Here is a 26,056-nt window from a genome sequence, read left to right as displayed (position 1 = left end):
CCGGGCTCCGCCCACGCGGTGATAGATTGCCGCGAGATCATCCGGCACGAAATCGGAGCCCTCGCGTATCACCGCGTGGGCAGAGCCCACCCTACGGCTGCACGATCCGCTCGTGCAACTCCGCCGGCGCGTTCTCGTACAACTTCACCACCGTCGAGGTCCGGGTTCCATACCCGGGCGTCTCGATGCAGACCGCCGACAGCACGCGTTCCAGGTCGAGCGGCACGCCGGTCTCCGGCAGCCGCATGTCCGGCGCGCGCGTGGTATCGGCCAGCATCTCGAAATAGGCATCTTCCGGCGCACCCTGGCACAGCAGGCTGGCGAACTGGGCTTTTGTCCGCGTGACCTTCGGCCACGGAGCGTCGAGCAAACCGTTGGAAATGCCGTAGATGCGCCCCGGCTCGAGCGGCTGGCCGTTGCGCGGATCGTCGCCGGCGCGGTTCGAGTACCAGTACAGGGCCGTGCGGTCGCCCAGCACCAGGTTGAAGCCGTTATAGACGTCGCCGCGCGCCTGGACCAGCTCCAGGTATTCCGCAGCGGAAAGCGAACTCTTTAAAAAGTCAGCCACCAGCTCGCCGCGCGAAGGGGCGTTGGCGCGGCCTTCACCGGGCGCGCGGATATTCGTCAGCGCGGCGAATTTCGGGCCGTTGGCGCCTTCGCGGGTGATGCCCATCCAGCTGCCGCCGTGCTCGAGGTCGCGTCCCGCGATCAGGTTCGGGTGTTCCGGCCAGGGCGCGGCGGGCGCGGTGGGACGGTCGTAGAACTCGTCGCGGTTGGCGCAGGCCACCACGGGTACGCCGGGAATGACGCGCCAGGCAAAAACGATCAGGCACATGGTGGAAACTCCGTAAACACTTCGACGCGGCGCGGGCCTTCGATCAGGCCCTCGAAGCCGGCGCCGGCAACGGCCGCTTCCAGCTCGGCGGCGAAGCTCTCGGGCACGTCGGGATAGACTTCCATCCAGGTCTGCATGCCGTCGCGGCTTTCGGGACGGCGCAGCAACCTGGCATGGCCGGGCTGGATCACCCGGGCCTGCAGGGCGCAGACCAGGGGCGCGAGGCGGTCGGCGTCTTCGTCGCGCACCTTGTAATACACGTAAAGGTCGATCATGCTAGAGCTCGAGTGCGTCCAGCGGGTAGGGCATGGGCAGGAAGCGCAGTGGCGCGCCCGCGGCCGAGCCCAGGTGCACTTCTTCCGCCAGCGCTGCCAGTTTCATCTCGACCAGCAGGTCGGCGCCGCCTGCGCCGTTCGGCGCGGCGTTCACCACCATGCCGCAGGGCTGCTCCGGGTCGGCGCTGGAAAACACCTCGTCACCGGCGCGGGCCGCGGCGTTGTCGACGCTGGCGAGGGCGGTCCGGCGCTTGAGTTTGCCGAGATACTGGCTGCGGGCGACGATTTCCTGGCCCGGATAGCAGCCTTTCTTGAAATTCACGCCGCCCAGCAATTCCAGGTTGATCATCTGCGGCACGAACTGTTCCTGGGTCGCGGCCGTCACTTGCGGCACGCCGGCGTGGATCGCGGCGAGCTGCCAGGCGGCGTTGCCGCCCAGCGCCAGTTGCGCGGCAAGTGCCGGCAGCGCGGCCTCGGCAGCCTGGGCGGAGGCGATCCACAGGAAGCGCGGCGCGCCGAACGCATCGGCGAGACGGATCACGGTGCCGCGCTCGCCCTGGACCACCGCATTCGGCGCACCCGGCAGTTCGAAGCCCTGCGCGCGCAGGGCCGCTTCGCCCTTCGCACCGCCGACGCCGATCACGGCCGCGACGGCTTCTTCTTCGGTGGCGTCGCGCAGTTTCGCTTTCGAGCGCATCACGAACATCGACAGCCGCTTCTGCAGCGGCGCCTGGATGGCGCGCGGCAGTTGCAGCCAGACGGTGCCTTCGCCATCCCGCCACATCAGGAAGGTCGCCTGCAGGCGGCCTTTCGGCGTGCAGAAGCCGGCCAGCCGGGCTTCGTTCGTGCCCAGGTGCTCGACATCGTTCGTCAGCTGGCTGTGCAGGAAGCGCGCGGCATCCTCGCCGTCGACGGCGATCAGGCCGAGATCGGTAACGGGGGCGACGAAACCGGCCGCGAGGTCGGACGCCGTCAATACGCGGCCGAAATCTTCGACCTGGGTGGCTTCATCCATATGGAAGCGGGCGCCATGGGACGCCAGATATTCTGTCCAGTTGCTCATAAATGCAATATGTTTTGCGGTTTAGGCTTTATCATTACGGCCTCATTATAGAGTTGTCGAGCATTTCGCGCCGGAGACGGCGTAAACCCCAAATCAAATGGCATTCATAAAAAAAACCATCGTCACCGCAGTCATCGTTTCCATCGTGGCCGTCGGCGGCTTCAGCTGGTGGTCGAAGCAGGCCCTTACCACGGCCGAGCCGCCCATCGAATTCACCATCACCCCGGGTAGCGGCGTCGGCGCGGCTGCCCAGCAGATGGTGGCGGCCGGCGTGCCCGTCAATCCGACGCTGTTCCAGATCCTGGCGCGCGTCACCGGCGACAGCGGCCGCATCAAGGCCGGCAGCTACGAGCTGAAACCGAATACCTCGCCGCGGCGCCTGCTGAACCAGCTCGTGCGTGGCGAATTCGCCCAGGAAGCGGTCACCATCATCGAAGGCTGGACCTTCCGCCAGATGCGCGACGCCATCGCCGCCACCAAGACCCTGCGCCACGAAACGGCAAAGCTGAGCGACGCGGAGCTGATGGCCAAGGTGTCGACCGAATACAAGCAGCCGGAAGGCCTGTTCTTCCCGGACACTTATCTCTTCGCGAAGGGCGCGAGCGACTTGCAGATCTATAAGCAGGCGCACCAGATGCTGCTCACCCGCCTGAACGCCGCCTGGGAAAAGCGCGCCGACAACCTGCCCTATAAAACGCCGTACGAAGCCCTGATCATGGCCTCGATCGTTGAAAAGGAAACCGGCCAGAAGAGCGAGCGCTCGATGATCGCCGGCGTCTTCGTCAATCGCCTGCGTACCGGCATGATGCTGCAGACCGATCCCAGCGTGATCTACGGCATGGGGGCGCGCTACGAAGGCAAGATCGCCAAGAAGGATCTGCTGACCGACACCCCGTACAACACCTATACCCGCTACGGCCTGCCGCCGACGCCGATTTCGCTGCCGGGCGTGCAGTCGCTCAGCGCCGCGCTGGCGCCGGCCAAGACCGATGCCCTGTATTTTGTCTCGCGCAACGACGGCACCAGTCATTTCTCGGACAACCTGAACGAGCACAACCGCGCTGTAAACCAGTACCAGCGCGGTGCGAGCAAGCCATGAGTGGCCGCGGTAAATTTTTGAGCGTCGAGGGGATCGATGGCGCCGGCAAGTCGACGCATATCGGCTTCATTACCGATTTCCTCGAGTCGCGCGGCAAGACCGTCGTCACCTCGCGCGAACCGGGCGGCACGCCGCTGGGAGAGAAGCTGCGCGACCTGCTGCTGCACGAAAAAATGCACCTGGAAACCGAGGCCCTGCTGATGTTCGCCAGCCGCCGCGAACACATGGCGCAGGTCATCGAACCTGCCCTGGATGCCGGCTCCTGGGTGCTGTCGGACCGTTTTACGGATGCCAGCTTCGCCTACCAGAGCGGCGGGCGCGGCCTGGACCGTACTAAAATGGAAGCGCTGGAAGCCTGGGTGCACCCGCACCTGCAACCGGACATGACCCTGCTGTTCGACGTGCCCCTGGAAGTGGCGCGCGAACGGCTCGATGCAACCCGTACCCTGGACAAGTTCGAGCGCGAGCAGGAAGCATTCTTTGCCCGCTGCCGCGCCGAATACCTGCGCCGCGCCGAACAGTTCCCGGCGCGCTTCGTCGTGATCGATTCGACGCGCAGCATCGCCGAGACGCAGGCCCGGATCAGCGAGGCGCTGGAGGTATTGCTGTGATGAGTTTGCTGTGATGATCTACCCTTGGCAACAATCCGCCTGGACCCAGCTCCAGGCCATGCGCGAGCGCCTGCCGCACGCGATCCTGTTCCACGGCCCGGCCGGCATCGGCAAGGCCGGCTTCATCGAAGCCTTTGCCCAGTCGCTGCTGTGCGAGAACGTGCAGCCCGACGGCCAGGCCTGCGGCAGCTGCGCCTCCTGCGGCTGGTTCCTCCAGCACAACCATCCCGACTACCGCCGCGTGCGCCCCGAAGCGCTGGAAGACGAACCGGCAGCCGAGGGCGACGGGGTTGAAGGCGGCGAGGGCGACAAGAAATCGAAGTCGACCAAGGCGCCCTCGAAAGAGATCAAGATCGAGCAGATCCGGAACCTGGCCGATTTCATGAACATCTCGACCCATCGCCAGGGTCTGCGGGTGGTGGTGCTGTATCCGGCCGAGGCGCTGAACATGCCGGCCTCGAATGCCCTGCTGAAAACCCTGGAAGAACCGCCGCCGGGCACCGTGTTCCTACTCGCTTCGAACGGACTGGACCGCCTGCTGCCGACCATCCTGTCGCGCTGCCGCAAGTTCGCGCTGCCGATGCCGGACCACGCTGCCGCGCTGACCTGGCTGAAAGAGCAGGGCGTGCCGGACGCCGACAGCTGGCTGCGCGAGGAGGGCGGCGCGCCGCTGGCTGCGCTCGACAAGGCGAATGGCGGCAGCCGCGAGGAGCTCGACACCCTGCTCGGTTTCCTTGCCCGTCCGAACGTCGAGTCGGCGCTGCGCCAGGCCGATAAACTCAGCAAGACGCCGCTGGCTTCGCTCGTCTCCTGGCAGCAGCGCTGGCTCTACGACCTGCTGGCGAGCAAGTTGGCGGGAACGGTGCGCTACTATCCGCGCTACCAGAAGGAACTTGCAGCCTTGGCCGGCAACGTGCACACTGCGAATCTGTTACGTGCAATCAAGTCCGCGAACGAACGCCGCGCCGTGGCCGACCACCCGCTGTCGGCCAAGCTCTTTGTCGAGGACATGTTGCTGGACTATACAGCGTGCTGCAATCCGGCTTGAGAGGACCGAAATGACTGGCAATACCACCGACCCGAACGCAGCGCTCGTGCCGCGGCCGTCGGTCCTGTCGCTGGCGATCAAGGAAAAGGCGGCCCTGTACGCGGCCTACATGCCGTTTTTAAAGAACGGCGGCATGTTCGTGCCGACCAACAAGCCGTATAAAATCGGCGACGAGGTCTATCTGATCCTGTCGCTGATGGACGACCCGAATAAATACCCGATCGCGGGCAAGGTCGCCTGGATCACCCCTGCCGGCGCCAACAACAGCAAGGCGCAGGGCATCGGCGTGCATTTCCCTGCCGACGAAACCGGCCAGCGCGCCAAGGCCCGCATCGAAGAAATCCTGGGCGCGGCGCTCCGCTCGTCGCGCGCCACCCATACCCTGTAATCTATTTTTCGTTTTTATGCCGTCCTACGTCCACCGTCTTGCCCGCCGCGACGACCTGCCCGTCATCGTCGATATTTATAACTCCACCATCGCCTCGCGCGAAGTCACCGCCGACACCGAACCCGTGAGCGTCGCCTCGCGCGAAGCCTGGTTCAACGAGCACACGCCCGAGCGGCGTCCGCTGTGGGTGATCCACGATGCGAACGATGTGTCGGACGAGCCGACCGTGATCGGCTGGATGTCCTACTCGAATTTCTACGGCCGTCCGGCCTACTCGGGCACGGCCGAGCTGTCGATCTATATCGATGAGGAATGGCGCGGACGCGGCCTCGGGCGCTACTGCCTGGAGCAGGCGATCGCCTTTGCGCCGAAGATCAAGGTGCATACCCTGCTCGGCTTCATTTTCGGGCACAACGTGCCGAGCCTGGCGCTGTTTCGCAAGTTCGGCTTCGAGACCTGGGCGAATTTTCCGCGGGTGGCGAATCTGGACGGGATCGAGCGCGACTTGATCATCCTGGGGAAGCGCGTCGCGGATTGATCCGCCGCTGGAAACGCGTGGAGTCGGGACTCCACCCTACATCGTCGATCAGCCACGAACCGTAGGGTGGACTCCCGAGTCCACGGCTTTTGGATCGGCGCACACCGCGTGACGCGACCTCGCGGCTCCCCGTACAATACGCGGATGTACATCGATTCCCACTGCCACATCAATTTCCCCGAGCTCGCCGCCCGGATGCCCGAAGTCCTGGCCAAGATGGCCGAGAACCGCGTCACCCACGCCCTGTGCGTCTCGGTCGACCTGCCGGACTTCCCCTCGGTGCTCGCCCTGGCCGAGCAATATCCGCACATTTATGCCTCGGTCGGCGTCCATCCGGACTACGAGGACACGCCGGAACCAACGGTCGAGCAGCTGGTCGAACTGGCACAGCATCCGAAGATCATCGCCATCGGCGAAACCGGCCTGGATTACTATCGCCTCGAGGGCGACCTCGAATGGCAGCGCGAGCGCTTCCGCACCCATATCCGTGCCTCGCGCGAGACCCGCAAGCCGCTGATCATCCATACCCGCTCCGCCAGCGAAGACACCATCCGCATCATGCGGGAAGAGGGCGCCGGCACCAGGGATGGCGGCGTGGCCGGCGTGATGCACTGCTTTACCGAGTCGCTCGAGGTGGCGCAGGCCGCGATCGAGATGGGTTTCTATATCTCGTTTTCCGGCATCGTCACGTTCAAAAGCGCGAAAGACCTGCAGGCGGTGGCGCGCGCGGTGCCGCTCGAGCGGATCCTGATCGAGACCGACTCGCCTTATCTCGCCCCGGTGCCCTACCGCGGCAAGATGAACGAGCCCGGCTATGTGGCGCACGTGGCGGAATACATCGCCACCCTGAAGGAGGTGCCGCTGCGCGAAGTCGCGGACCGCACCACCGGGAACTTCTTCAACCTGTTCCAGCACGCAAAGGTTTGACAATGGGAGCACAGCGCCGCCTCATCCTCCGCAGTGCCGTACTCGTCCTGGGCCTGGCCTGCGGGATCGCCGCCGCGGCGCCGGCGCCGCCGACCGAGGCCCAGCTGACCACTTTCTTCCGCGCGGTGCAGCTGGACGACGCGAAGACGGTCAATGCCATGATCGGGGGCGTCGTCAACGCCAACCAGCCGAACCCGATCGGCGGCGAGCCGGGCCTGGTGCAGGCGCTGCGCGAGGATGCGATGGAGGTTTTCAAGGCCTTCCTCGCCCATCCGGGCACCAACCTGGAAGCGCAGGCCGCCAACGGCAACACGGCGCTGATGATGGCGGCCTTCAAGCGCAACCGTGCGGCGGTGGAGGCCTTGCTGGCCAAAGGCGCGAAGGTCAACCAGCCGGGCTGGACGGCACTGCACTATGCGGCCGCCAGCGGCGACGACGAGATCGTCCGCCTGCTGCTCGCGCGCGGCGCGAAAGTCGACGCGGTCTCGCCCAAGGCGAGCGGCGGCTACACGCCGATGATGATGGCGGCGCGCGAAGGGCATGACGGCACCGCCCTGGTCCTGATCGCGCACGGCGCCGACCGCAATCGTACGAATGTCGAAGGCCTGAACGCCGTCCAGATCGCCGAGCGAGCCGGCAAGCCGCGCGTGGCCGCAGCCCTGCAACGGGGCGGGCGCTGAGCGCTGGGTGTAGGCCGAACTGGCGGGTAATCCCGTCTTTCTTTACAGCATCGATCCTGTGCGCCGCGTCGCATAATCTCGTTACCGAAACGAATATTGCGACGTGGAAATGAACGGCGCACAACAAGGATCTTCCATGCTGAACGAACGCGAAATCGAAAGCTGCTACCTCGGGCAATTCATCCCGGTCCACTATCACCACAACATGCTGATGGACCAGAACCGCATGAATGCCTTCCAGGGCGCGATCGCGCACGCGGTCCGGCCGGGCATGAAGGTGCTCGAGCTCGGCGGCGGGACCGGCGTGCTCTCGTATTTCGCGGCCCAGCAGGCCGACAAGGTGTATTGCGTCGAGTTCAACCCGGACCTGGTGAAGGAAGCGCGCCGTTTCCTGGCGATGAACCCGAACGGCCACAAGGTCGAGGTGATCCATGCCGACGCCTTCGACTACCTGCCGCCGGAGCCGGTCGATGTCGTGATCTGCGAAATGATCCACGTCGCCATGCTGCGCGAAAAGCAGGTGGCCGTGATCGAAGCCTTCAAGCAGCGCTATCTTGCCCGTTTCGGCGGTCCGCTGCCCATCTTCATGCCGGAAGCCGTCGTGATGGCGGTGCAGCCGCTGCAGCAGGACTACGGCTTCCACGGCTATTACGCGCCGATCGTCCAGTTCCAGGACACGGGCGTGGCTTATCCGGGCACGATCGAGCTGGCCCGGCCGGCCGTGTACAGCGTCCTCGATTTCGCCGAACCCGTCGACAGCCTGATCGCCTGGAGCGGCAGCTTCACGGTGGAGCAGGACGGTTCGCTGAACGCGCTGCGTTTCGTGACCAAGAACGTGCTCTCGATCGTCGAGGAACAGGGCAGCACCATCGACTGGCTGAACCACTACATGACGCTGCCGCTGGCCAGGGCCCTCGACGTGGTGGCGGGCGACGTGGTCGAGGTGGCGTTCCAGTACCGCGCGGGCGGATCCATCCCCAGCCTGCAGGCCTCGATCCGCGCCGCGCTGGCCGTCGACGCGCCGAACGAAGTCCCGGCGCGCGCCATGCGTACCGTCGAGTTCGCATAATCCCCGGGGAGCCAGCCTCGCCCCGGGGCTGGTTCGTCGCCGCTATCTGCAGGCCGGCCGCGCCAGGCCGCCGTTCGTCGCATTCGGCCGGCATGTCTGTACGCCACGCCCTACACTCGATGCTCACCTTCTACTGGAGCATGCAATGTTCGGTTTCCTGCTGTGGCTGCTACTTCTGTTCTTTTGCTGGCCGCTCGCCCTGCTGGCCCTGATCCTGTATCCGATCGTCTGGCTGCTTCTGCTGCCTCTGCGCTTGCTGGGCATCGGCGTGGACGCCGTCTTCAGCCTGCTGCGCGCGGTCCTGATGCTGCCGGCGCGCGTGCTCGGCCTCTCGCCGGGACGGTAATTGCCCGCGCGACCTGGCCCGGCCCGGCAGAGTGTGGGGCAATTAACAGACGCACGCTTGCCGATCGCCTACTGTGGAGCCGTACGCTTTCATCCGAAAGCGCGCTTTCATTGTAAGGAAACGATTATGCGCCTGGACATTTACCGCAGAGCCGAAAGCGACGGCAAGTTCTCCTACTTGGCCGTGCCGGAAACTCGCAACATCCCCGAAGAAGCCACCAATACGGATTGGGAAGTGGAGGCACGCGCCTTCGAGATCGACGACAATGCCGATCACCTGCCCGACTACGAGATCGATAACCTGAGTGGCCAGCTATCCGAAAAAGGCTATGCGATGACCCATGTCCACTAAGCAGTAAGGGACGGCGCCCGCGCGGTCTTTGCCGCAGCGAGCGCGCTCACGGTGCAAGCTTCGGCATGCACGCTACAAGCGATGTCGTTTTCACCGGGTCCCCGACGGGCGCCCGGTGGATATGCTATTCTTGCGCCCTGTTTAAATTGACACCGGCCGCCTGGGCCGGCATGGGGGCAAGATGAAGTGGGCGGTGGTAGCTTTTTATTTCCTCGCGGTTTTCCACATTCACTTCCGCGGCAAGGTGCGCCTGCCGTTCGGACGGCAATTGTTCGACCACTCGTCGTTCATGGCGCCGATCAATGTATTCATGCACTTGTTTTCCAAAGTGCCGAGCACGCCTTACATTCCGGTGCGCGATTTCCCTGAACTGGCGCCGCTGCAGGCCAACTGGCAGGTCATCCGCGCCGAAGCGGAACACCTGCTGACCCTCAAAAAGATCAAGGCGGCCGAGCAGAACGACGATGCCGGCTTCAATTCCTTCTTCAAGACCGGCTGGAAGCGCTTCTACCTGAAGTGGTACGACGCCAGCCACCCGTCAGCCGCCCGCCTGTGCCCGCAAACCCATGCGTTGCTGCAATCGATCCCCTCGGTAAAAGCCGCGATGTTCGCCGAGCTGCCGCCGGGCGCCAAGCTGAACCCGCACCGCGACCCCTTCGCCGGCTCGATGCGCTACCACCTGGGCCTGGCCACGCCGAACGACGATCGCTGCTTCATCGAAGTCGACGGCGAACGCCACAGCTGGCGCGACGGCGAGGGCGTGATCTTCGACGAAACCTATATCCACTGGGCCATCAACGGCAGCGACAGCGACCGCATCATCCTGTTCTGCGACGTCGAGCGTCCGATGCGTTACCGCTGGATGTCGGCAATCAACCGCTGGCTCGGCCGGACGATGATGACGGCCGCCAGCTCGCCCAACGAGACCGGCGACCAGACGGGCCTGGTGAGCAAGCTGTTCCGCATCTCGCACGTGATGGGCCAGTACCGGCGCCGCTACAAGGCCTGGAACAAGACGGCCTATAAAGTGACCAAGGTCGTCCTGATCGTGGCCGTGGCCGCCTTCATCTACTGGATCTGAGCGCACCCGCCGCCAGGCGGTGGCCGCATGGCCTGCCGGACCATCAGGCCGCGGGATCGGGTTTGACCTGGGTGAACTGGTAGTCCGCTGCCGAACGCTCGAGCGCCAGGCCGAGCACGTCCTTCAGTTCCTCGGCGCTTGCGCCCTGGTCGAGCTGCTGCTTGGCGAAGGTATTGCGCAAGGTGCGTCCGCCCGAGCGCGCCAGATCCAGCCCGGCCCGCTCGAAGGTCGCCCGCATCTGCACATACACGGTCTTGCGCGTCATTTTGTTGCCGGTCAGGTTGGCGGGAAAGACCAACTGGCCCGGAATCCCCATCTCCTCCCGTTCCTTCAGCCAGGCCCGCAGCTCGTCCGCGCCTGCGCGGGGGAGGGCGACCGTGTGTTCATGACTGGTGTCGAGCTTTTCGTCGGGCGTGATCGTCAGCAGGATCGAGCCGTCGAGCGCCACCTGCCTGCCCAGCTCGCCGACGAGCAAGCCGATCGCCTCGGACACCCGCAGACCCGCCAGCGCGATGACGACCTGCATGGCCCGATCGCGGCGGCGTTTCCAGCCGGCGAAAGCGGTGCTGGGCCGGCCCTGGGGCGCCTGCGCCGGCAGGGCGGCGAAGAAGCGTTCCAGTTGCTCGCTCGACAGGCTGCGGCCGGCATCGTCCTTCACCATGTGGGCGCGGTCGACGCCGAGGATCGCTTGCTGGGCCGGGTTCGGCGTCAGTTCGAGGTGCTCGTAGCAGCGTTCCAGCAAGCGCAGGTAACGGTAGGCGATCTTGCTGTTCAGGATGCGCTTGCCCTTGACCCTACGATCGATGAAGCGGAGCAGGTCGGTCTGCTTCACGGCGGAGAAGCGGATCCCCTCCTGATGCAGCCAGTCTGCCAGGTTCCCGAACATGAAGAGGTAGATCTTCGCCGATTGCGGGGAGAGCACCCGGATGCTGCCGTCCGCGCGCAAGCGGCGGCCGGTCTCTGCGAATGCGCTCGTCGCGATGAATTCCTTGAATGCCTGGACCGGATTGGCATCCCACGTCGTCAGCTTGTCCATGGTGGCCTGCACGAAATCGAGAGCTTCCAGACTACCATAAACGTAACTAACCGACGGCGCGCACGCGAAAAACAAAAGAAATTTGCGTTTCGGACTCCGAACACGCCGGCCCAACTCAAAACCAGCCAGCAGGAAGGAGGGTTTGACCAGGCATACGATTGTTGGCAGGGAACCGACCGGTGGATCGACGTGGTACACAGCATGGTCCGAGCCAGCGCGGGAAGGCGCGGACAGCACAATGGGGCAGGGCGTGCAAGCAGGCGGCGACGCCGCCATGCCGCGTGCCCCGTTCCTTGACTGCGGCAGCGTTTGCCGCTCAACGGTAGACCAGCACCGGAATCGAGCTGTGCACCAGCACTTTCTGCGTCTCGCTTCCCAGCAACACCCCGCTCAGTCCATGCCTGCCGTGCGAAGCCATGATGATGAGGTCGCACCCACGGTCGCGCGCGGTGCGCAGGATGGCTTCGTGCGGATCGTCGGAGCGCACCAGCATCGCAGTACAGGCGACACCCGCTGCGCGCGCCGCATCCACGAGCGGCGCCAGGCGCTTGTTGGCGCGCGCCTCGCTGACGGCGAGGTATTCGTCCTCGGTACTCTCGAGCATCTCGGCGTCCGCCGTGAAGGCCTTGAAGTCCGGGAGGGCGGTCATGCCGACCAGCTCCGCACCGACTTCCTTCGCAAAACTCACGCCGGCCAATACGGCGCGCGAAGAGAGCTCGGATCCGTCCGTCGGCAGCAAAATGCGCTTGAACATGGTGGCTCCTCGAATGGCTCAACGGATTCGTCTAGTAACCAGTCTCGCGCGATCATCTCCCTGTCATTTGATTCCGCTCAAACGCGTTCCGGGAACCAGGCGGCGCGCGCAGCAAATCGCCGCACACAGGCGGAAGGTGGCAGAATCGGGATTGACACGCAAGGCAGCGTAATCCCATGTCCACCCCCGACCCAGCCGCTCTCCGGCGCCAGCTCGACGAACTGCTCGACCACCTGCCGGCAGGCGTCGTGGTGCACGGTCCGGATGGCCGCATCCTGTCCGCGAACCGGCGCGCCCGCGTGCTGCTCGGACAGAGCGAAGCGCAGCTGGTCGGCACCGAGTCGACCGAGACGGTATGGTCCCTCGTCCGTTCCGACTACACGGTCATGCCGGAAGCGGAATACCCGGTCAACCAGGTATTGTCGACTGGCGAACGTGTGGAGGAGATGGTAGTCGGCGTGCCGGCGACGCCGCCGGGACCGCTGCGCTGGCTGATCTGCACTGCCTATCCGGAGCTGGACGGGGAAGGGCGCATCGAGCGCGTGGTAGTGTGCTTCAACGATTGCACCAAGCTCAAGCAGGCCGAGCGGCGCGCCCAGAAATCCGAGGAGCGGCTGCGCCTGATCCTGGAAGGCTCGACCGACGCCCCCTGGGACTACGACTTCACGAATAACGAGGTGTACTACTCCGATCGCTGGTGGAGCATGCTCGGCTACCGGCCGGGCGAATTGCCGAGCGACGAGATGACCTGGCAAAGGATGCTGCACCCGCACGACGCGCCGCGCGTCCTCGCCTTCCTGCACAAGATCCTGGCCGAACGGACAGATAGCTACAGCGTCGAATTCCGGATGCGCCACCGCGACGGACACGACGTGCCGATCCTCTCGCGCGGCTTCGTGCTGCGCGACGCCGACGGGCGCGCCCTGCGCATTTCGGGTACGAACACCGACCTCACCGAACGCAAGCGCGCGGAGCAGCGCATCCACGAGCTGGCCTATTACGATCACCTGACCGGGCTGCCGAACCGCCGCTTCCTGTCCGAGGAACTCGACAAGGTGCTGGCGCGCAGCGAACGCTCCGGCCAGATCGGCGCCGTGCTGTTCCTCGACCTGGACAACTTCAAGCTGCTCAACGACACCATGGGGCACGACGTCGGCGACCTGCTGCTGCGCCAGGTGGCCCAGCGGCTCAAGATGGCCTTGCGCCAGAGCGACCAGCTGGCGCGCCTCGGCGGCGACGAGTTCGTTATCGTGTTCGAAGACCTCGGCGATGTACTCGAGGATGCCATTGCCGAGGCCAACCACGTCGTCGACAAGATCCTCGCGCTTCTCGACCAGCCCTACCATCTGTCCGGCCGCATGTTCGTCAGCACGACCAGCATCGGCGTCGCCCTGTTCGAGGGACTGAAAACCGAGGTCGACACGCTGCTCAAGCAGGCCGATCTGGCCATGTACCGCGCCAAGTCCGACGGCCGCCACATCGCCCGCTTCTTCGACCCCGGCATGCAGGCGGCCGCCGACCGCCAGTCGGCGCTCGAGACCGGCCTGCGCGACGGCCTGGCGCGCCACCAGTTCGTCCTGTTCTGCCAGCCGCAATTCAGCATCCGCGGACGCCTGGTGGGCGCCGAAGTACTGGTGCGCTGGCGCCGCGAGAACGGCGCCCTCGTGAGTCCCGGCGACTTCATCGGCCTGGCGGAGTCGTCCGGCCTGATCCTGCCCTTGGGCCACTACGTACTCGAGGAAAGCTGCCGTGCGCTGGCGCGCTGGCGCGGCGACAGGGCGCTCGGCAAGTTGAAACTGGCGGTGAACGTCAGCGTGCAGCAACTGCGCGGCCCCGATTTTCCCGCGGAAGTCGCAGCCATCCTCGCCCGCTCCGGCGCGCCGAGCCGCAAGCTGTGCCTGGAACTGACGGAAAGCATCTTTGCCGACGACAAGCAGGACCTCGCCGACAAGATGCACCAGCTGTGCGGGCAGGGCCTGTGCTTTTCGCTCGACGATTTCGGCACCGGCTATTCCTCGCTGGCCTACCTGAAGCGCTTCCCGCTGGCGGCCCTCAAGATCGACCGCTCCTTTGTGCACGACGTGCACGTCGACCCGGACGCGGGACCGATCGTCAAGGCAATCATCGCCCTGGCGCGCCAGCTCAAGCTCGAGATCGTCGCCGAAGGCGTGGAGCACGAGGAACAGCGCGACTTCCTCGCCCGCAGCGGCTGCTATGCGCTGCAGGGCTACCTACTGGGCGCGCCGATGCCGATCGAGGATTTCGAGAGCATGTATGGTGCGGCCGGGCACGCGTGACGGGGCGGCGCCGACGGCCGAGCCTGTGATACGCTCATTGCCGCGCAGCGTCAACTCGTCGTCCAATACCCGTCTGGAGGCTTCCTTTGATCCCGACCATTACTGCATTCGAAACCTCGCCGGACCGCGGCAGGGGGCTTGCGCGCGACATGGGCGTGCGCTGGGCGCTCGAGGAAGTCGGGCAGGCTTACGAAGTACGGCTCGTTTCATTCCAGGCGATGAAGGAAGCCGCGCACCGGGCACGCAATCCGTTCGGACAGATCCCGACCTATGAAGAAGGCGAGCTCGTGCTGTTCGAGTCCGGGGCCATCGTTTTCCACATCGCAGAGCAGCATCCGGGGCTGCTGCCGCCCGATCCCCATGCGCGGGCGCGGGCGATCACCTGGATGTTCGCGGCCCTGAACACGGTCGAGCCGCCGATCGTCGACCGCCAGGTGACCATTTTCGTGGACGGCAAGGAAAGCTGGGGCAAGCAGCGCCTGGCCGCGGTCGAAGAGCGGATCCGCAAGCGCCTGGCCGAGCTGTCGACGCACCTAGGCCAGGACGACTGGCTCGACGCTGAATTCAGTGCGGGCGATCTGATGATGGTGACCGTGCTGCGCCGGCTGGGAACGTCGGGCTTGATGGAGGAGTATCCGAACCTGGCGGCCTATGTCGCGCGCGGCGAGGCGCGGCCGGCGTTCGGGCGGGCGTTCGCGGCGCAGCTGGCGGTGTTCGAGACGCACGCGGCCGGCTGAGAAGAGTCCGTGCGATGGAAATGCCGGGCACCTGGCAGCGGAAAGTTTGCAGCGTGGCCCGCATCGGATACCAGGGATTCCCGGGGCTGGCGGAACGAAACCTTACCAGTCCGACGAACAATCCAGCACTTCGCATAATCTATATTATGTCAAATGCGCTATCCGTATCGACACCGGATCTCCGCCAAGGCAGTGCCCCACCAGCAAGGTCAAGCCTGGACGGTAGCGGTTGAAAGGATGTCGGCCGGCGCCCTCAGGTGTCCGCCCGTCCCTTCGTCGACCTCGTTCGCACGTGATCGCCTACGCTGCCGATCCGCGCAAACTGCGCAGCCTTCCAGGCTGCCGCCTGCCGTGCCTGGAAGCGCCGCACCGTCCCGTGTCCGCGCCAAGCCTTCGAGCGCTGCGTCCGCTCCGCCTGTTCGAACAGCGAAGCGGCCGACGCGGCGAACCGATGCACTCGTATCGTGGGTCGCCTCAGCCCGTGCCGACGACCAGCGCCGCAGCCACGGCACGGACAAGGAGGCACGCCCGCGTCGGCCAATCGCGGCAGTCGCCGAATACCCGGTCGCTGTAGCGGTCGCGGACGTCGGCGATCTCGCCACGGCTGGCTGTCGATGGTTTCTCAGCATCCTGGCAGTGCCGGGAGTTCGGGATCGGCCCGGCGAAGGCGCCCGGAAGGAAATTCAACACCGGGTCGTAAAGCGCGTCCTCGCCGGGCCGCCGTACCTTGACCGCTATCCAAAGTCCCTGTTCATGGCGTGATCGTGGTACGTCTCCAGGCCGGGATGGCCATCATCGCAGGTTCCAGATGCCGCCGGTCCGGGCCCTGGGCGATCGACATCGCAGCCCTGGAAGATCGCGAAATCGCGCCGGCCACCTGCACAACACTTTTCCGTCATACTCATCATTGAACCGTGCCGTTGCAGAGGCAGAAAGCATGAACAGGGCGCTTCCCTGTAGCAGGCTCCCTACCGGCCAAAACTGAACTCGACATTACAGTAAATAATGTCGAGTTAGACGCAGAAGCATGCGCGTTCGCGCTCGATCGCCGAATCCACCGATCCGCCCGCCTCGCTTGATGACGCACGACGCAATGAAGGTGATCGAGACGCGAACGGGTCGCTGAACATGAAGGACCAGGCTCCCGCGCCCATCCCGCGCGCTTCGCCGTCCCCATCAGCGTGTGGGTTCATCGCTAAGGGACAGCGCCCCGGCCGGAATCCCCAGTACCCGCACGATCGCCGCCGGCGTCGTCTCCCCCTTGATGGCCGCCAGCCCGTGTTCACTGCCCGCGAGCGGCGGCAGGCGCAGCGACCCCAGCTCGCGCCCTCCCCTCAGCACCAGCACCTCGAAACCGTCGGCGCCCTCCGCCACTGCCGCCGACGCCCCTGACCTCGCCCGTAAAGCTTGCGCCGCAACGCCGGAGCCGAGCCGTCGCGCGAGCGCCGCGGGGCCTTCCGGCGCCCGCCCGGCCGCGCGCCCTTCTTTCCATTCGACGGCCTGGCGCCGCTCGGGATCGAACCAGAGCGCGTTGACCGCCCGGCCCGGCGTCCGCTGCGACAGGAGTGCCGCGAAATGGCCGTCCGCGCCTTCGGTCCCGGGAGAGCGCGAGCCGAGCGCGCTGTGGCCGGCATCGCCGGCGACGATGTCCCAGACGGCGGGTCGACAGGACCGCGAGCAGCGGGAAGCGGCACAAGGGCCACGCGTGCAGGGCAAAATGGGCGTCGGCCGCGGCGCGCAAGCGGCAGCGAACGAGGTGAACCATCTTGCCCGTCTGCGGCGCCCTCACTTCGCGCGGCGCTTCACCGCATAGCCGTACTGCACCGGCCAGGCCGGTTCTTCCTCGAACGCATGCTGGGCTTTCAGGGCCCAGTAGGGCTCGCGCAGCAGTTCGCGACCGACCAGTACCAGGTCGGCGTCGCCGCCGGTAATGATTTCGTCGGCCTCCTTCGCATCCGTGATCAGTCCCACCGTCCCCGTCGGGAGCCCGGCGTCGTCGCGGATCCGGCGGCTGCAGGGAACCTGGTAGCGCTTGGCCACGGGAATCCGCGCAGTCGGCAGGTTGCCGCCGGTCGAGACGTCGACCAGGTCCACGCCCAGGTCCTTCAGGCGGCGCGACAGTTCCACCGACTGGTCGATATCCCAGCCGCCGGCCGCCCAGTCGGTGGCGGAAATGCGGACGAACAGCGGCAGGTCGGCGGGAACCACGGCCCGGACCCGCTCGGTCACGCGCAGGGCGAAGCGCATCCGGTTGTCCAGGCTGCCGCCATACGCGTCAGTGCGCCCGTTACTGTGGGGCGACAGGAACTGGTGCAGCAGGTAGCCGTGCGCGGCGTGGATTTCCAGCACCTTGAAGCCGGCCGCGAGGGCGCGCCGCGCGGCCGCCTCGAACGCGCCGACGACGCCCTCGATGCCCTGTTCGTCGAGCGCGACCGGCGTCGGATCGCCTGGATGAAAAGGGATGGCACTGGGCGCCACGACCGGCCAGCCGCCCTCGCCGGCCGTCTTCAGGGCGGCGCCGCCCGCCCAGGGCGCGGCTGTGCTGGCCTTGCGTCCGGCGTGCGCGAGCTGGATCCCGGCGACCGCCCCCTGGCTGTCGACGAAACGGGCGATGCGTGCCAGCGGCTCGATGTGCTCGTCGGCCCAGATACCCAGGTCGCCGGGGGTGATGCGCCCGTCCCGGGTGACCCCGGTGGCCTCGACGATCACGAGCCCGGTGCCGCCGACCGCACGGCTGCCCAGGTGCACGAGGTGCCAGTCGTTGGCGATGCCTTCCTCGGCCGAATACTGGCACATTGGGGCCATCGCGATGCGGTTACGGAGGGTCAGGCTGCGCAGGGTGAGCGGGCTGAGCAGGTCAACCTCCGGCACTTCCTGGTCGTGCGCGGCGTCCGCCATGGCGCCATGTGGGGATGCAGGGGCGGCCAGCCCCGAGGCTTGGGCAATATCCGAGTTCATGGCTCATCTCCGGTTGCAAATGGGAATCCGGTTAGACAGCGATCGGCCGCATTGGGTCCGCACCTGCCGCAGAGTAAGGTCTTTTCCCAGCCCTTGCCTACCTGGGCTTCTTCCCGCCCTTGTGCGCCGCCGAAGCGATAATCTCGTCGTGCCGCTGCTGGTCGGTCTTGTGCAGGTAACCCGCCGTGGTCGAGATGTTCGCGTGCCCTGCCGTGTCCTGCAGTGTCTTCAATTGTACGCCGTTGTTGGCATGGTTGGTCAGCATGCTGTGGCGCAGCCAGTGCGCGGAGGCATGCCGCAGGCTGGAGGCGCTGTCGCCGTCCCCGGCGCGCTCGGCGGCCAGGGCGGCCTCGGCGAAGATTCCCTTGATCGCTTCGGACGCCGCCTCGTCGGTGAGCCGGGCCACGGTCCGGCTGCGGCTCGACAGCACGAGCGGCGTGCGGTCGGCCCGCGCGGAATGAGCCGGCAGGCCGAAGGCTGCGCGGTAGCGTTGGAAGGCGTCGAGCATGTCGTCCGGCACCGGCAGGCGGCGCGGCTTGTTGCCCTTGCCGAGCACGTCCAGCCACCAGCGGCCGTCTTCCGAATAGATCGCCCCCATGCCGGCGCCGACGATTTCGTTCAGGCGCGCCCCGGTATGGGCAAACGCGATCAGCAGGAAACGGTCGCGCTCGCGCCGGCGCAGCGCCGCGGCGGAATCCGGCACCCGGCGCGAGACCGTGTCGACGGCCAGCGCAATGGCCTCGGGCGTCAGGTAGCGCGTGATGCGGCTGGCGCTTGGGGTGCGCACATTGCGCACCAGGGCGGCCGGGTTGCGCCGCAGGTAACCGGTCTGTTCCGCGAACGCAAGCAGGCCTTTCACCGCGATCATCGCCTGGCGCCGGCTGGGGTCGGACAAGGGCCCGGTGAAGGGACGGTAGCGCGGATCGCTGCGCGGCCATTTGGTCTTCGAGATCCAGTCGGGCGGAGGATTGCGCAGGAATTCCTTGTAGGCGTTGAGGTCGGCGACGTTCAGCTGGGACAGGGTCTTCTTCGCTTCCTCGCGGCACCAGGTCAGGAAGCGGAACAATTCCTTCTGGCTGTTGGCGATCGATTTCGGGCTGAGTTCCCCGTTGCCGATGAATTCACGGGCGATCTCGGCATCGGTCTGCGCCTCGGTGATGGGGTCGTCGGCGACGCGGAACATCTTGACGTCGAGCCGACCGCTGGCTGCGTCAGGCTGGCCTGGGAGGCGTGGCGCGAGATCGATGGGGGCAAACTTGCTCATGGTGTTTCCGCTTCAGTTTCCATTTTATACTGTGTTTTTATACAGTATAGCATGCGGACCAGGCAGTCCCCAGCCGCACGGAGCGTGCTAACCTGTCCATATCAAATCCATGGAAAACAACCGATATGCCCACACTCCAGCTGACACCAGAAGACGCCCTCCTCGTGATCGACATGCAGGTCGATTTCCTTCCTGGCGGCAAACTAGGCGTACCGGACGGACACGCAGTTCTGGGTCCGATCAACCGGCTGCTGGGCCTGTTCGACAGCCGCGGCTTGCCGATCTACGCCTCGCGCGACTGGCATCCCGAGAACCATTGTTCGTTCGCGGCACGCGGCGGTCCCTGGCCGCCGCATTGCGTGGCGGGAACGCCCGGCGCGGCCTTTTCCGGGGAGCTCGCTTTGCCGGACGGCGCGGTCGTGGTGTCGAAGGCGGACACGGAAGACGCCGATGCCTACTCGGCCTTCAACGGCACGACGCTGGCGGCGCAACTGCGCGCGCGCGGCGTGCGCCGGGTCGTGGTCTGCGGGCTGGCAACCGATTACTGCGTACTGAACACCGTGGTCGACGCCCGCGAGAACGGCTTCGAGGTCGTGATCGTGCCGGAGGCCATGCGCGCCGTCGACGTGGCGCCGGGCGACGGCGAACGGGCGATCGCGCGCATGACGGGGCTCGGTGCGCGGGCGGCAAGCGTGGAAGCGTTCGCGAACGCCTGAGCCGCGCGGACATAAAAAAACCTGGCCGGAGCCAGGTTTTTTTGGGCCGTACACGCCCGGCCGCAGCCGGGCGGACAGGTTTTACTTGCCGTTCAGCTTGGAGCGCGAGCGCGCGTAGCCGAAGTAGACCACCAGGCCGATCACCAGCCAGATGACGAAGGCCACCCAGGTGTGCCAGCTGAGGAAGGACATCAGCGCCACGCAGAAGATGATGGCCAGGGCCGGGACCACCGGCACGCCCGGGCAACGGAAGGCGCGGTGCAGGTCGGGACGCTTCTTGCGCAGGATGATCACGGCCAGCGACACCAGCGAGAAGGCGGCCAGGGTACCGATGTTGACCAGTTCGGCCAGCACGTCGAGCGGCACGACGGCGGCGATCAGGCCGAAGATGATGCCGACCATCCAGGTCGCGAAATACGGGGTGCCGTATTTCGGGTGCACCGTCGACAGCTTGGCCGGCAGCAGGCCATCGCGCGACATGGCGTACAGGATGCGGGTCTGGCCATAAGCCATCACCAGCATCACGGTGCTCATGCCGAGGATCGCGGCGAGGTCGACGAAGCCTGCGACCCAGTCCTGTCCGGCGTATTTCAGGGCCAGCGAGACCGGATGGTCGACGCCCTTGAACTGCATGAACGGGACGATGCCGGTCATGATGGCCGAGACGATCACGTACAGGACGGTGCAGATGCCCAGCGAACCGATGATGCCGATCGGCAGGTCCTTGGCCGGATTCTTGACTTCCTCGGCAGCCGAGGTCACGGCGTCGAAGCCGATAAAGGCGAAGAACACCAGTGCCGCGGCGCTCATCACGCTACCGGCGCCGAAGGGCATGAAGGGCTGCCAGTTGCCCGGCTTCACATAGCTGGCGCCGACAAAGATGAACAGCAGGACGACGCCGGTCTTGATCAGCACCATGACGTTGTTTACCCGGGCCGATTCGCGCACGCCGAGCGACAGCATCCAGGTCAGCACCATCATGATCAGGAAGGCCGGCAGGTTGAACAGGGTATCGACCCCGGGCTTGGCGCCCGGGGCTGCACGGAAGGCTTCCGGCAGCATGAAGCCGAAGCCCTCGAGCAGCGACTGGAAATAGCCGGACCAGCCGACCGCAACCGTCGAGGTGGCCAGGCCGTATTCGAGCAGCAGGTCCCAGCCGATCATCCAGGCGACGATTTCGCCGAGGGTGACATAGGAATAAGTGTAGATCGAGCCGGCCACCGGCACGCTCGAGGCGAATTCGGCATAGCACAGGGCGGCAAAGCCGCAGGCAATCGCCGCGATGACGAAGGAAAGGGTCAGCGCCGGGCCGGCCGTGACCGCGCCGGTACCCGTCAGCACGAAGATACCCGTGCCGACGATCGCCCCGATACCCATGAGGATCAGGTCCATCGGCCCGAGGACCTTCTTCAGCCCGCCAGGCGTGCGGGCGTCCGCGACCATGGTATCGAGATTCTTGGTTCTAAAAAGACTCACTACGTGTTCTCCTGTTATGCATTATGTCTCCTCCGAAAAGATGCCGGATCATTCCGGTCGGCTTTTCCGCTTTCCTGCAGCCAGCTGTTTTTCGCCGGTTTATCGTTTACATGAGTCAGGTAAATACGGCGCTACCATAAAAAAGCGCCTGCGATACCGCCAGGCGCCGATCGACCCACCCCATCCACAGCCGTCCGAATCGCGGACGGCCGGAAAAAGCAATAACAATAAGCCAGCACATCCGCATTATTGCTCCGGCAACCCCGGTTGAGCAAGCGCTGGCCGTACCGCGCCGCGTCATTTCGGCTTTTTCGGGCGGGGCGCAGGAATCGCTTGCGTGTGCGTGGGAAGTGTGGCGGGCCGGCGCCGCCGCCACAGGCGGGCATAGAGTACGAGATTAATGGCCAGCACGACGCCGGCCAGCACGCATTGTGTCGCCCGCGTCAGCGCCTCCGGATACAGCAGCGAAACAATATAGTGCTCGACGAAGCCGTCCGCATAGCCGGCCAGGCCGGCGCGCAGGCGCAGCAGGTTTTCCAGCCCCGTCAAAGGACAGCCGCGTCCGCTCAGCTCGACGAACACGCCCCAGCCGGCCGCCGGCAGGTGCAGCCAGGCCAGGCGCGGCCGGCGCAGCACCAGGCAGGCCCCGAACACGACGAACAGGACGAAGGCCAGGTGGATCACCAGGACCAGCACGGCTGCGGCGGCGTAGGGCATGGCTGGACCTGTTCCCGCAGCTGGGTCAGGGCGTGGCGCCCGCGCCCGTCGCCGCTTCGGTTCCGGCGCGGATCCGCTCGCGCGCGAACTCCGCCAGCGCGCCGATCGCGTTGGCCGCCGAGCGCAGGTAAAACGCCTGCAGGTGATATACGTGCCAGCGCCCACGATGGAGCTCGAAGCGGCAGTCGACCCCGCAGGCGCGTGCGTGGGCGACCAGCTGCTCGGCGTCGGGAAGCAGGATTTCCTCGTCGCCGGCCTGCACCAGCATCGGCGGCAGGCCGTTCAAATCGCAGCGCAGCGGATGGTGGGCGTCGACCGCGGGCGGACAGGCGTACCAGGCGATCCCCTGCCGCGCCCAGTCGGCCCGCACCATCGGGTCGATGGCGGCATGCGGATAGCCCTCCGGCCCCGGGGGAGGCATCCGGGTCACCGGTGAAACCAGCGCCAGCGCGGCCGGCATCGGCTCGCCCCGTTCGCGCAGGCGCAGCGCCAGGGCCAGCGCCAGCGATGCGCCGGCCGAGTCGCCGGCCAGCACGATGCGCTGCGCCGGGATGCCGGACGCGCGCATCGCCTCGTAACAGGCGAGCGCATCGTCCAGTGCGGCCGGGTACGGGTGTTCCGGCGCGAGGCGGTAATCCGGCACCCAGACCGGCATGCCGGCGTCCAGCGCCAGGCGCGAGGTGATGCTGCGATGGGTGCGCGGGCTGCCCAGGCAGAAGGCGCCGCCATGCAGGAACAGCAGCGCACCCTCTTCCGACTGTTCTATTTGTCGGGGCGTGACCAGTTCGACCGGCAGCCGGCCCACCTGCATCTGGCGGTAGCCGACGCCGCCGACGCCGGGCATCAGCGGCGCCAGCAGGCCGACCACGCGGCGCTGGGCGCGCGCACTGAATGGCGGCCCGATCAGGGGCTTGAAGCAGGTGCGCAGAAAGGCGCGCTGGAATGCGGCGCTCATCCGCTCGAGGATCGGGCGCGGCGCGGCGATGGCGACGGCTTGGCCGGCCAGCGCTGAACTGAAACGATAGGCAAGCAGGCTGGCGTGACGGGTCAGGAAACGGTAGCTGAACGTAAAACCCGGCCAGTTCGCGCTGTTGCGGCCATGGCGGTCGAGGTACCAGCTGCTGCAGCCCTGCCAGACGGTGCCGGCGAGGCGCCGCTGCAGGCGTGCATTGAAGCGCCGGTGCGGCGCGGCCTCGACTTCGACCGACGCCGCATCGGCAGCGCGCATCGCTGCGCGACAACGCATGACGTGCCGCACCTGGCTCTCCAGCATGTAGATGATCGAATTATGACCGAGGTTGGTGTTCGGTCCATACAGCATGAAGAAATTCGGGAAGCCCGGCACCGTCAGGCCGAGATAGGCCTCGGCCCCGTCGCGCCAGGCATCGTTCAGCGCGCGTCCGCCACGGCCGCGGACCGAGATCGGGGCGAGGAAGTCGGTGGCGGCGAAGCCGGTTCCATAGATGAGGACGTCGAACTCGCGGTGCTCGCCGTCGCCCGTCTCGATTCCAGTGGGCGTGATGCGGCGAATCGGGTCGGTCACGAGGCGGACCGTGGGCCGGGCGTACACCTGCAGGTAATCGTCGGTGATCAGGATGCGCTTGCAGCCGATCGGATAATCCGGGGTCAGGCTGGCGCGCAAGGCCGGATCGGCGATGTTGCGCGCCAGCATGCGCCCAAACGGCATGCCGACCGCCAGCCACATCAGGCTCTTGAGTCGGGTAAAGGCCAGCGCCCTGGCTTCGTATTTCGCATAGATCAGGGCGCGGTGCACGCGCATCATCAATGGGAAACGCCGGAACAGTGCCTTTTGCCAGGCCGCATAGGGGCGGTCCCTGCGCGCCTTGAGCCAGGACGGCGAACGCTGGAACACGCTCAGCTGCGCGACCTCGGCGGCGATCGCGGGAACGAACTGGGTCGCCGAGGCGCCGGTGCCGATCACGGCGACGCGCTTGCCGGCAAGCGAACAGGCATGGTTCCAGTGCGCCGAGTGAAACGCCTGGCCGCGGAAACTGCCGATGCCGGGCAGGCGCGGCAGCAGCGGACGGCTCAGCAGGCCGGTGGCGCTCACCAGCAGCCGCGCCAGCAGGCATTCCCCGCCCGCCAGCTCGACTACCCAGAGCGCGCGTGCCTCGTCGAAGCGCGCCCCGGCAACCTCGGCCCCGTGGCGGATATGGCGCGCCAGCGCAAAGCGGCGCACGCAGTCGCGCAGGTAGGCGTGGATCTCGGCTTGCCGGGCATAGGTGTGCGACCAGTTCGGATTGGGGGCGAAGGAAAACGAGTACAGGTGCGAGGGAACGTCGCAGGCGGCGCCGGGATAGGTGTTGTCGCGCCAGACACCGCCGACATCGCTCCCCTTCTCCAGGATCAGGAAGTCCTCGACCCCGGCACGGCGCAGCGCCGCCCCCATGCAGATGCCGCCGAAGCCGGCACCGATGACGAGGGCTTCGAGGACGGTCTCCGGCGCTGCGCCGGCATTCAAGGGGGGCACTGCTGTCATCTGCGGTCTCCTCGGCATACGGAAAGCGATCATTCCCAACCGCAACAATACACGAGGAGATCGCCCTCGGGTTCGATTCGGTCACGCCCGCTGCTGCCCGCCATGTGGGGTGCATGGCCGCGTGCTGCACATGGCTTTGCGCTTCGATGAGTCACTCTCCTACAGCATCACGCTGCACGCACCGATGGCAGGGCAAGTGCAGGCGCGCATAATGGGAATATCGAAGATCGGGAGACCAATATGGCTACGCAAGCATCTAGTGGAACCAGCGGAACAAGCGGTACGACCGGCACGCAGGACGTGGCGTCGACCACCCTGGGCGTGGGCGGCACCACCAGCGGCCAGGCCGGCGCCACCCCCAGCCACGAAACCATGCAGGAAACCGGCGGCAGCGGCGGCGCGCAACTGACGCAGAGCACGGGCGAGATCGACGCGCCGCCGGGCTCGAAAGCGCAAGATTCGCCGGCGGCACCGGAAACGAAGCCCGAGGCCGACGGCAGCGCCGTCCAAAGCGGCTCGCGCGGCGCGCTCGATACCCGCTCGCAGCAGGCAGGCGGCACGGGCACCGGCCTGGGCAGCCCGGAGACGGGTGCGAACCAGTCGGCGGACGATCTGCCTCCGGCGCCCTGAATATCCCGCCGCCGGGCGTCCTCCTGCCCGGCAGCGGCGCTTGCGGAATCAGGATTGCAGCCTGATCGTCCCGTGTTCTCCCGGATCGACGTCCGGCGTGCTGCCCGTGACGGCCGCCTTGGCCATCTGGAACAGGCGCACCATCTTGCTGTCGTTCGAATCCCAGTATTCGGCGGCGTGCGGCGCCACGCGCACCAGCACCACATGTTCGTCCTCGGGGCCGTGCGGGAACCAGGCCTGCACCATCGGGTTCCACAGCGCGCGGATGCGTTCGCGGTCGACTACGCGCTCGGCCGTGCCGCTGATCGAGACATACAGGCTGTCCTCCGGCTGCGCGAAGCTGACATTGACTTCGGGCTGGAGCGCGATGTTCTGCCACAGCGGCGCATGGATCGAGGTATAGAACCACAGGCCGCCCTGCTCGTCCGTCTCCTGGTTGGTCATCGGGTGGCTGATCAGGTGGCCTTGTTCGTCCACAGTGGTGAACATCGCGAAGCGCATCGAGCGGATCTTGTCCGCCAGTGCAGCCGCCTGTGCGGAAGCATTCGTCATGGACATGGTGTTTCCTTGATGATTGAGTGAACCGACATCCTAGGCCGTGCGCGTGCAACGCTCCGTGCGGCGCCGTACGCAGTCGCGCGCACGGCTCCCCATCTGCTC

28 protein-coding genes are annotated in these 26,056 nt (G+C 66.2%); 15 read left to right on the top strand and 13 right to left on the bottom strand.

What is annotated here, in order from left to right:
* Positions 1-91 precede the first annotated feature (91 nt).
* The 3 genes from LPB04_RS17980 to ygfZ are packed head-to-tail and all read right to left on the bottom strand — an operon-like array spanning position 92 to position 2,173.
* Entirely contained in the window at positions 92-835 is a 744-nt protein-coding gene (locus LPB04_RS17980; RefSeq protein WP_193685869.1) for an NRDE family protein, read from the bottom strand.
* The gene (locus LPB04_RS17975) at positions 826-1,110 is read right to left on the bottom strand and encodes a DUF4936 family protein (protein WP_193685868.1); all 285 of its coding nucleotides are present in this window, start codon (positions 1,108-1,110) and stop codon (positions 826-828) included. Before LPB04_RS17975 ends, LPB04_RS17980 begins: the two co-directional genes overlap by 10 nt.
* Before the next feature lies 1 nt (position 1,111).
* Positions 1,112-2,173, bottom strand: a complete 1,062-nt coding sequence (ygfZ, locus tag LPB04_RS17970; protein ID WP_193685867.1) for a CAF17-like 4Fe-4S cluster assembly/insertion protein YgfZ — start codon at positions 2,171-2,173, stop codon at positions 1,112-1,114.
* Between the two features lie 97 nt (positions 2,174-2,270).
* Between ygfZ and mltG the strand changes: the two genes are divergently transcribed.
* From mltG to lpxO, 11 genes are all read left to right on the top strand, one after another.
* Entirely contained in the window at positions 2,271-3,272 is a 1,002-nt protein-coding gene (gene mltG / locus LPB04_RS17965) for an endolytic transglycosylase MltG (protein WP_193685866.1), read from the top strand.
* Positions 3,269-3,883, top strand: a complete 615-nt coding sequence (gene tmk, locus LPB04_RS17960; protein ID WP_193685865.1) for a dTMP kinase — start codon at positions 3,269-3,271, stop codon at positions 3,881-3,883. Before mltG ends, tmk begins: the two co-directional genes overlap by 4 nt.
* A 13-nt stretch (positions 3,884-3,896) precedes the next feature.
* Positions 3,897-4,931 carry a DNA polymerase III subunit delta' gene (locus tag LPB04_RS17955; protein ID WP_193685864.1) on the top strand — a complete coding sequence of 345 codons (1,035 nt, stop codon included), beginning with the start codon at positions 3,897-3,899 and terminating at the stop codon, positions 4,929-4,931.
* Between the two features lie 10 nt (positions 4,932-4,941).
* Positions 4,942-5,319, top strand: coding sequence for a PilZ domain-containing protein (locus LPB04_RS17950; protein ID WP_193685863.1), 378 nt, complete (start codon positions 4,942-4,944; stop codon positions 5,317-5,319).
* 16 nt (positions 5,320-5,335) lie between these two features.
* A complete protein-coding gene (locus tag LPB04_RS17945) occupies positions 5,336-5,857 on the top strand; it encodes a GNAT family N-acetyltransferase (RefSeq protein ID WP_193685862.1) in 522 nt (173 codons plus the stop codon).
* A gap of 144 nt (positions 5,858-6,001) precedes the next feature.
* Entirely contained in the window at positions 6,002-6,784 is a 783-nt protein-coding gene (locus LPB04_RS17940; protein WP_193685861.1) for a TatD family hydrolase, read from the top strand.
* A 2-nt stretch (positions 6,785-6,786) separates the two neighbouring features.
* Positions 6,787-7,464 (top strand): ankyrin repeat domain-containing protein, encoded by a 678-nt coding sequence (locus LPB04_RS17935; protein WP_193685860.1) that lies wholly within the window; start codon positions 6,787-6,789, stop codon positions 7,462-7,464.
* A 136-nt stretch (positions 7,465-7,600) separates the two neighbouring features.
* Positions 7,601-8,533, top strand: a complete 933-nt coding sequence (locus LPB04_RS17930) for a methyltransferase domain-containing protein (protein ID WP_193685859.1) — start codon at positions 7,601-7,603, stop codon at positions 8,531-8,533.
* A 145-nt stretch (positions 8,534-8,678) separates the two neighbouring features.
* Entirely contained in the window at positions 8,679-8,879 is a 201-nt protein-coding gene (locus LPB04_RS17925; protein ID WP_193685858.1) for a hypothetical protein, read from the top strand.
* A 126-nt stretch (positions 8,880-9,005) separates the two neighbouring features.
* The gene (locus LPB04_RS17920) at positions 9,006-9,230 is read left to right on the top strand and encodes a DUF6139 family protein (protein ID WP_193685857.1); all 225 of its coding nucleotides are present in this window, start codon (positions 9,006-9,008) and stop codon (positions 9,228-9,230) included.
* Between the two features lie 181 nt (positions 9,231-9,411).
* Complete coding sequence (gene lpxO, locus LPB04_RS17915) at positions 9,412-10,311, top strand: lipid A hydroxylase LpxO (RefSeq protein WP_193685856.1); 900 nt, start codon at positions 9,412-9,414, stop codon at positions 10,309-10,311.
* 43 nt (positions 10,312-10,354) lie between these two features.
* Here lpxO and LPB04_RS17910 read toward each other — a convergent pair whose 3' ends face one another.
* Both LPB04_RS17910 and LPB04_RS17905 read right to left on the bottom strand, forming a co-directional pair.
* Entirely contained in the window at positions 10,355-11,347 is a 993-nt protein-coding gene (locus LPB04_RS17910; RefSeq protein WP_193685855.1) for a tyrosine-type recombinase/integrase, read from the bottom strand.
* 316 nt (positions 11,348-11,663) lie between these two features.
* Positions 11,664-12,101 (bottom strand): universal stress protein, encoded by a 438-nt coding sequence (locus LPB04_RS17905; protein ID WP_193685854.1) that lies wholly within the window; start codon positions 12,099-12,101, stop codon positions 11,664-11,666.
* Positions 12,102-12,277: 176 nt separating this feature from the next.
* On the opposite strand from LPB04_RS17905, the gene LPB04_RS17900 reads away from it, so the two are divergent.
* Both LPB04_RS17900 and LPB04_RS17895 read left to right on the top strand, forming a co-directional pair.
* A complete protein-coding gene (locus LPB04_RS17900; protein WP_193685853.1) occupies positions 12,278-14,398 on the top strand; it encodes a sensor domain-containing protein in 2,121 nt (706 codons plus the stop codon).
* A gap of 86 nt (positions 14,399-14,484) precedes the next feature.
* The gene (locus LPB04_RS17895; RefSeq protein WP_193685852.1) at positions 14,485-15,135 is read left to right on the top strand and encodes a glutathione S-transferase family protein; all 651 of its coding nucleotides are present in this window, start codon (positions 14,485-14,487) and stop codon (positions 15,133-15,135) included.
* Between the two features lie 474 nt (positions 15,136-15,609).
* Here the strand turns inward: LPB04_RS17895 and LPB04_RS17890 are convergent, their stop codons facing one another.
* The 4 genes from LPB04_RS17890 to LPB04_RS17875 form a co-directional block, all read right to left on the bottom strand.
* Positions 15,610-15,822, bottom strand: a complete 213-nt coding sequence (locus tag LPB04_RS17890; RefSeq protein WP_193685851.1) for a hypothetical protein — start codon at positions 15,820-15,822, stop codon at positions 15,610-15,612.
* Between the two features lie 489 nt (positions 15,823-16,311).
* Positions 16,312-16,851 carry a hypothetical protein gene (locus tag LPB04_RS17885; protein WP_193685850.1) on the bottom strand — a complete coding sequence of 180 codons (540 nt, stop codon included), beginning with the start codon at positions 16,849-16,851 and terminating at the stop codon, positions 16,312-16,314.
* A gap of 69 nt (positions 16,852-16,920) precedes the next feature.
* The gene (locus LPB04_RS17880) at positions 16,921-18,033 is read right to left on the bottom strand and encodes an NADH:flavin oxidoreductase/NADH oxidase (protein WP_227496767.1); all 1,113 of its coding nucleotides are present in this window, start codon (positions 18,031-18,033) and stop codon (positions 16,921-16,923) included.
* A 157-nt stretch (positions 18,034-18,190) separates the two neighbouring features.
* On the bottom strand, positions 18,191-19,357 hold the full coding sequence (locus LPB04_RS17875; RefSeq protein ID WP_193685848.1) for a tyrosine-type recombinase/integrase: 1,167 nt from the start codon (positions 19,355-19,357) through the stop codon (positions 18,191-18,193).
* Positions 19,358-19,482: 125 nt separating this feature from the next.
* Between LPB04_RS17875 and LPB04_RS17870 the strand changes: the two genes are divergently transcribed.
* Positions 19,483-20,073, top strand: coding sequence for an isochorismatase family protein (locus tag LPB04_RS17870; RefSeq protein ID WP_193685847.1), 591 nt, complete (start codon positions 19,483-19,485; stop codon positions 20,071-20,073).
* An 81-nt stretch (positions 20,074-20,154) separates the two neighbouring features.
* Here the strand turns inward: LPB04_RS17870 and LPB04_RS17865 are convergent, their stop codons facing one another.
* The 3 genes from LPB04_RS17865 to LPB04_RS17855 form a co-directional block, all read right to left on the bottom strand.
* The gene (locus LPB04_RS17865) at positions 20,155-21,549 is read right to left on the bottom strand and encodes an amino acid permease (protein ID WP_307727235.1); all 1,395 of its coding nucleotides are present in this window, start codon (positions 21,547-21,549) and stop codon (positions 20,155-20,157) included.
* Positions 21,550-21,846: 297 nt separating this feature from the next.
* Positions 21,847-22,266: a DUF2784 domain-containing protein gene (locus LPB04_RS17860; RefSeq protein ID WP_193685846.1), complete on the bottom strand. Its 420-nt coding sequence runs from the start codon at positions 22,264-22,266 to the stop codon at positions 21,847-21,849.
* 25 nt (positions 22,267-22,291) lie between these two features.
* Positions 22,292-24,766, bottom strand: coding sequence for a flavin-containing monooxygenase (locus LPB04_RS17855; protein WP_193685845.1), 2,475 nt, complete (start codon positions 24,764-24,766; stop codon positions 22,292-22,294).
* 240 nt (positions 24,767-25,006) lie between these two features.
* Here LPB04_RS17855 and LPB04_RS17850 point away from each other — a divergent pair, with 240 nt between their 5' ends.
* On the top strand, positions 25,007-25,396 hold the full coding sequence (locus LPB04_RS17850) for a hypothetical protein (RefSeq protein ID WP_193685844.1): 390 nt from the start codon (positions 25,007-25,009) through the stop codon (positions 25,394-25,396).
* 48 nt (positions 25,397-25,444) lie between these two features.
* On the opposite strand, the gene LPB04_RS17845 is transcribed toward LPB04_RS17850, so the two are convergent.
* Entirely contained in the window at positions 25,445-25,954 is a 510-nt protein-coding gene (locus tag LPB04_RS17845; RefSeq protein WP_227496463.1) for a pyridoxamine 5'-phosphate oxidase family protein, read from the bottom strand.
* Between the last annotated feature and the right edge of the window lie 102 nt (positions 25,955-26,056).

Origin of the sequence: Massilia litorea (assembly GCF_015101885.1) — a bacterium.
GTDB lineage: Bacteria > Pseudomonadota > Gammaproteobacteria > Burkholderiales > Burkholderiaceae_D > Telluria > Telluria litorea.
This window is presented reverse-complemented; position numbering and strand designations above follow the sequence as displayed.

What these genes read in the sequence shown, in the direction of transcription:
- LPB04_RS17855 (WP_193685845.1), bottom strand. Translation starts at nt 24,766, where the DNA reads ATGACAGCAGTGCCCCCCTTGAATGCCGGCGCAGCGCCGGAGACCGTC.
- LPB04_RS17900 (WP_193685853.1), top strand. Translation starts at nt 12,278, where the DNA reads ATGTCCACCCCCGACCCAGCCGCTCTCCGGCGCCAGCTCGACGAACTG.
- LPB04_RS17910 (WP_193685855.1), bottom strand. Translation starts at nt 11,347, where the DNA reads ATGGACAAGCTGACGACGTGGGATGCCAATCCGGTCCAGGCATTCAAG.
- LPB04_RS17975 (WP_193685868.1), bottom strand. Translation starts at nt 1,110, where the DNA reads ATGATCGACCTTTACGTGTATTACAAGGTGCGCGACGAAGACGCCGAC.
- LPB04_RS17905 (WP_193685854.1), bottom strand. Translation starts at nt 12,101, where the DNA reads ATGTTCAAGCGCATTTTGCTGCCGACGGACGGATCCGAGCTCTCTTCG.
- LPB04_RS17925 (WP_193685858.1), top strand. Translation starts at nt 8,679, where the DNA reads ATGTTCGGTTTCCTGCTGTGGCTGCTACTTCTGTTCTTTTGCTGGCCG.
- mltG (WP_193685866.1), top strand. Translation starts at nt 2,271, where the DNA reads ATGGCATTCATAAAAAAAACCATCGTCACCGCAGTCATCGTTTCCATC.
- lpxO (WP_193685856.1), top strand. Translation starts at nt 9,412, where the DNA reads ATGAAGTGGGCGGTGGTAGCTTTTTATTTCCTCGCGGTTTTCCACATT.
- LPB04_RS17920 (WP_193685857.1), top strand. Translation starts at nt 9,006, where the DNA reads ATGCGCCTGGACATTTACCGCAGAGCCGAAAGCGACGGCAAGTTCTCC.
- LPB04_RS17955 (WP_193685864.1), top strand. Translation starts at nt 3,897, where the DNA reads ATGATCTACCCTTGGCAACAATCCGCCTGGACCCAGCTCCAGGCCATG.
- LPB04_RS17850 (WP_193685844.1), top strand. Translation starts at nt 25,007, where the DNA reads ATGGCTACGCAAGCATCTAGTGGAACCAGCGGAACAAGCGGTACGACC.
- LPB04_RS17875 (WP_193685848.1), bottom strand. Translation starts at nt 19,357, where the DNA reads ATGAGCAAGTTTGCCCCCATCGATCTCGCGCCACGCCTCCCAGGCCAG.
- tmk (WP_193685865.1), top strand. Translation starts at nt 3,269, where the DNA reads ATGAGTGGCCGCGGTAAATTTTTGAGCGTCGAGGGGATCGATGGCGCC.
- LPB04_RS17950 (WP_193685863.1), top strand. Translation starts at nt 4,942, where the DNA reads ATGACTGGCAATACCACCGACCCGAACGCAGCGCTCGTGCCGCGGCCG.
- LPB04_RS17980 (WP_193685869.1), bottom strand. Translation starts at nt 835, where the DNA reads ATGTGCCTGATCGTTTTTGCCTGGCGCGTCATTCCCGGCGTACCCGTG.
- LPB04_RS17940 (WP_193685861.1), top strand. Translation starts at nt 6,002, where the DNA reads ATGTACATCGATTCCCACTGCCACATCAATTTCCCCGAGCTCGCCGCC.
- ygfZ (WP_193685867.1), bottom strand. Translation starts at nt 2,173, where the DNA reads ATGAGCAACTGGACAGAATATCTGGCGTCCCATGGCGCCCGCTTCCAT.
- LPB04_RS17870 (WP_193685847.1), top strand. Translation starts at nt 19,483, where the DNA reads ATGCCCACACTCCAGCTGACACCAGAAGACGCCCTCCTCGTGATCGAC.
- LPB04_RS17880 (WP_227496767.1), bottom strand. Translation starts at nt 18,033, where the DNA reads ATGGCGGACGCCGCGCACGACCAGGAAGTGCCGGAGGTTGACCTGCTC.
- LPB04_RS17860 (WP_193685846.1), bottom strand. Translation starts at nt 22,266, where the DNA reads ATGCCCTACGCCGCCGCAGCCGTGCTGGTCCTGGTGATCCACCTGGCC.
- LPB04_RS17930 (WP_193685859.1), top strand. Translation starts at nt 7,601, where the DNA reads ATGCTGAACGAACGCGAAATCGAAAGCTGCTACCTCGGGCAATTCATC.
- LPB04_RS17845 (WP_227496463.1), bottom strand. Translation starts at nt 25,954, where the DNA reads ATGTCCATGACGAATGCTTCCGCACAGGCGGCTGCACTGGCGGACAAG.
- LPB04_RS17935 (WP_193685860.1), top strand. Translation starts at nt 6,787, where the DNA reads ATGGGAGCACAGCGCCGCCTCATCCTCCGCAGTGCCGTACTCGTCCTG.
- LPB04_RS17945 (WP_193685862.1), top strand. Translation starts at nt 5,336, where the DNA reads ATGCCGTCCTACGTCCACCGTCTTGCCCGCCGCGACGACCTGCCCGTC.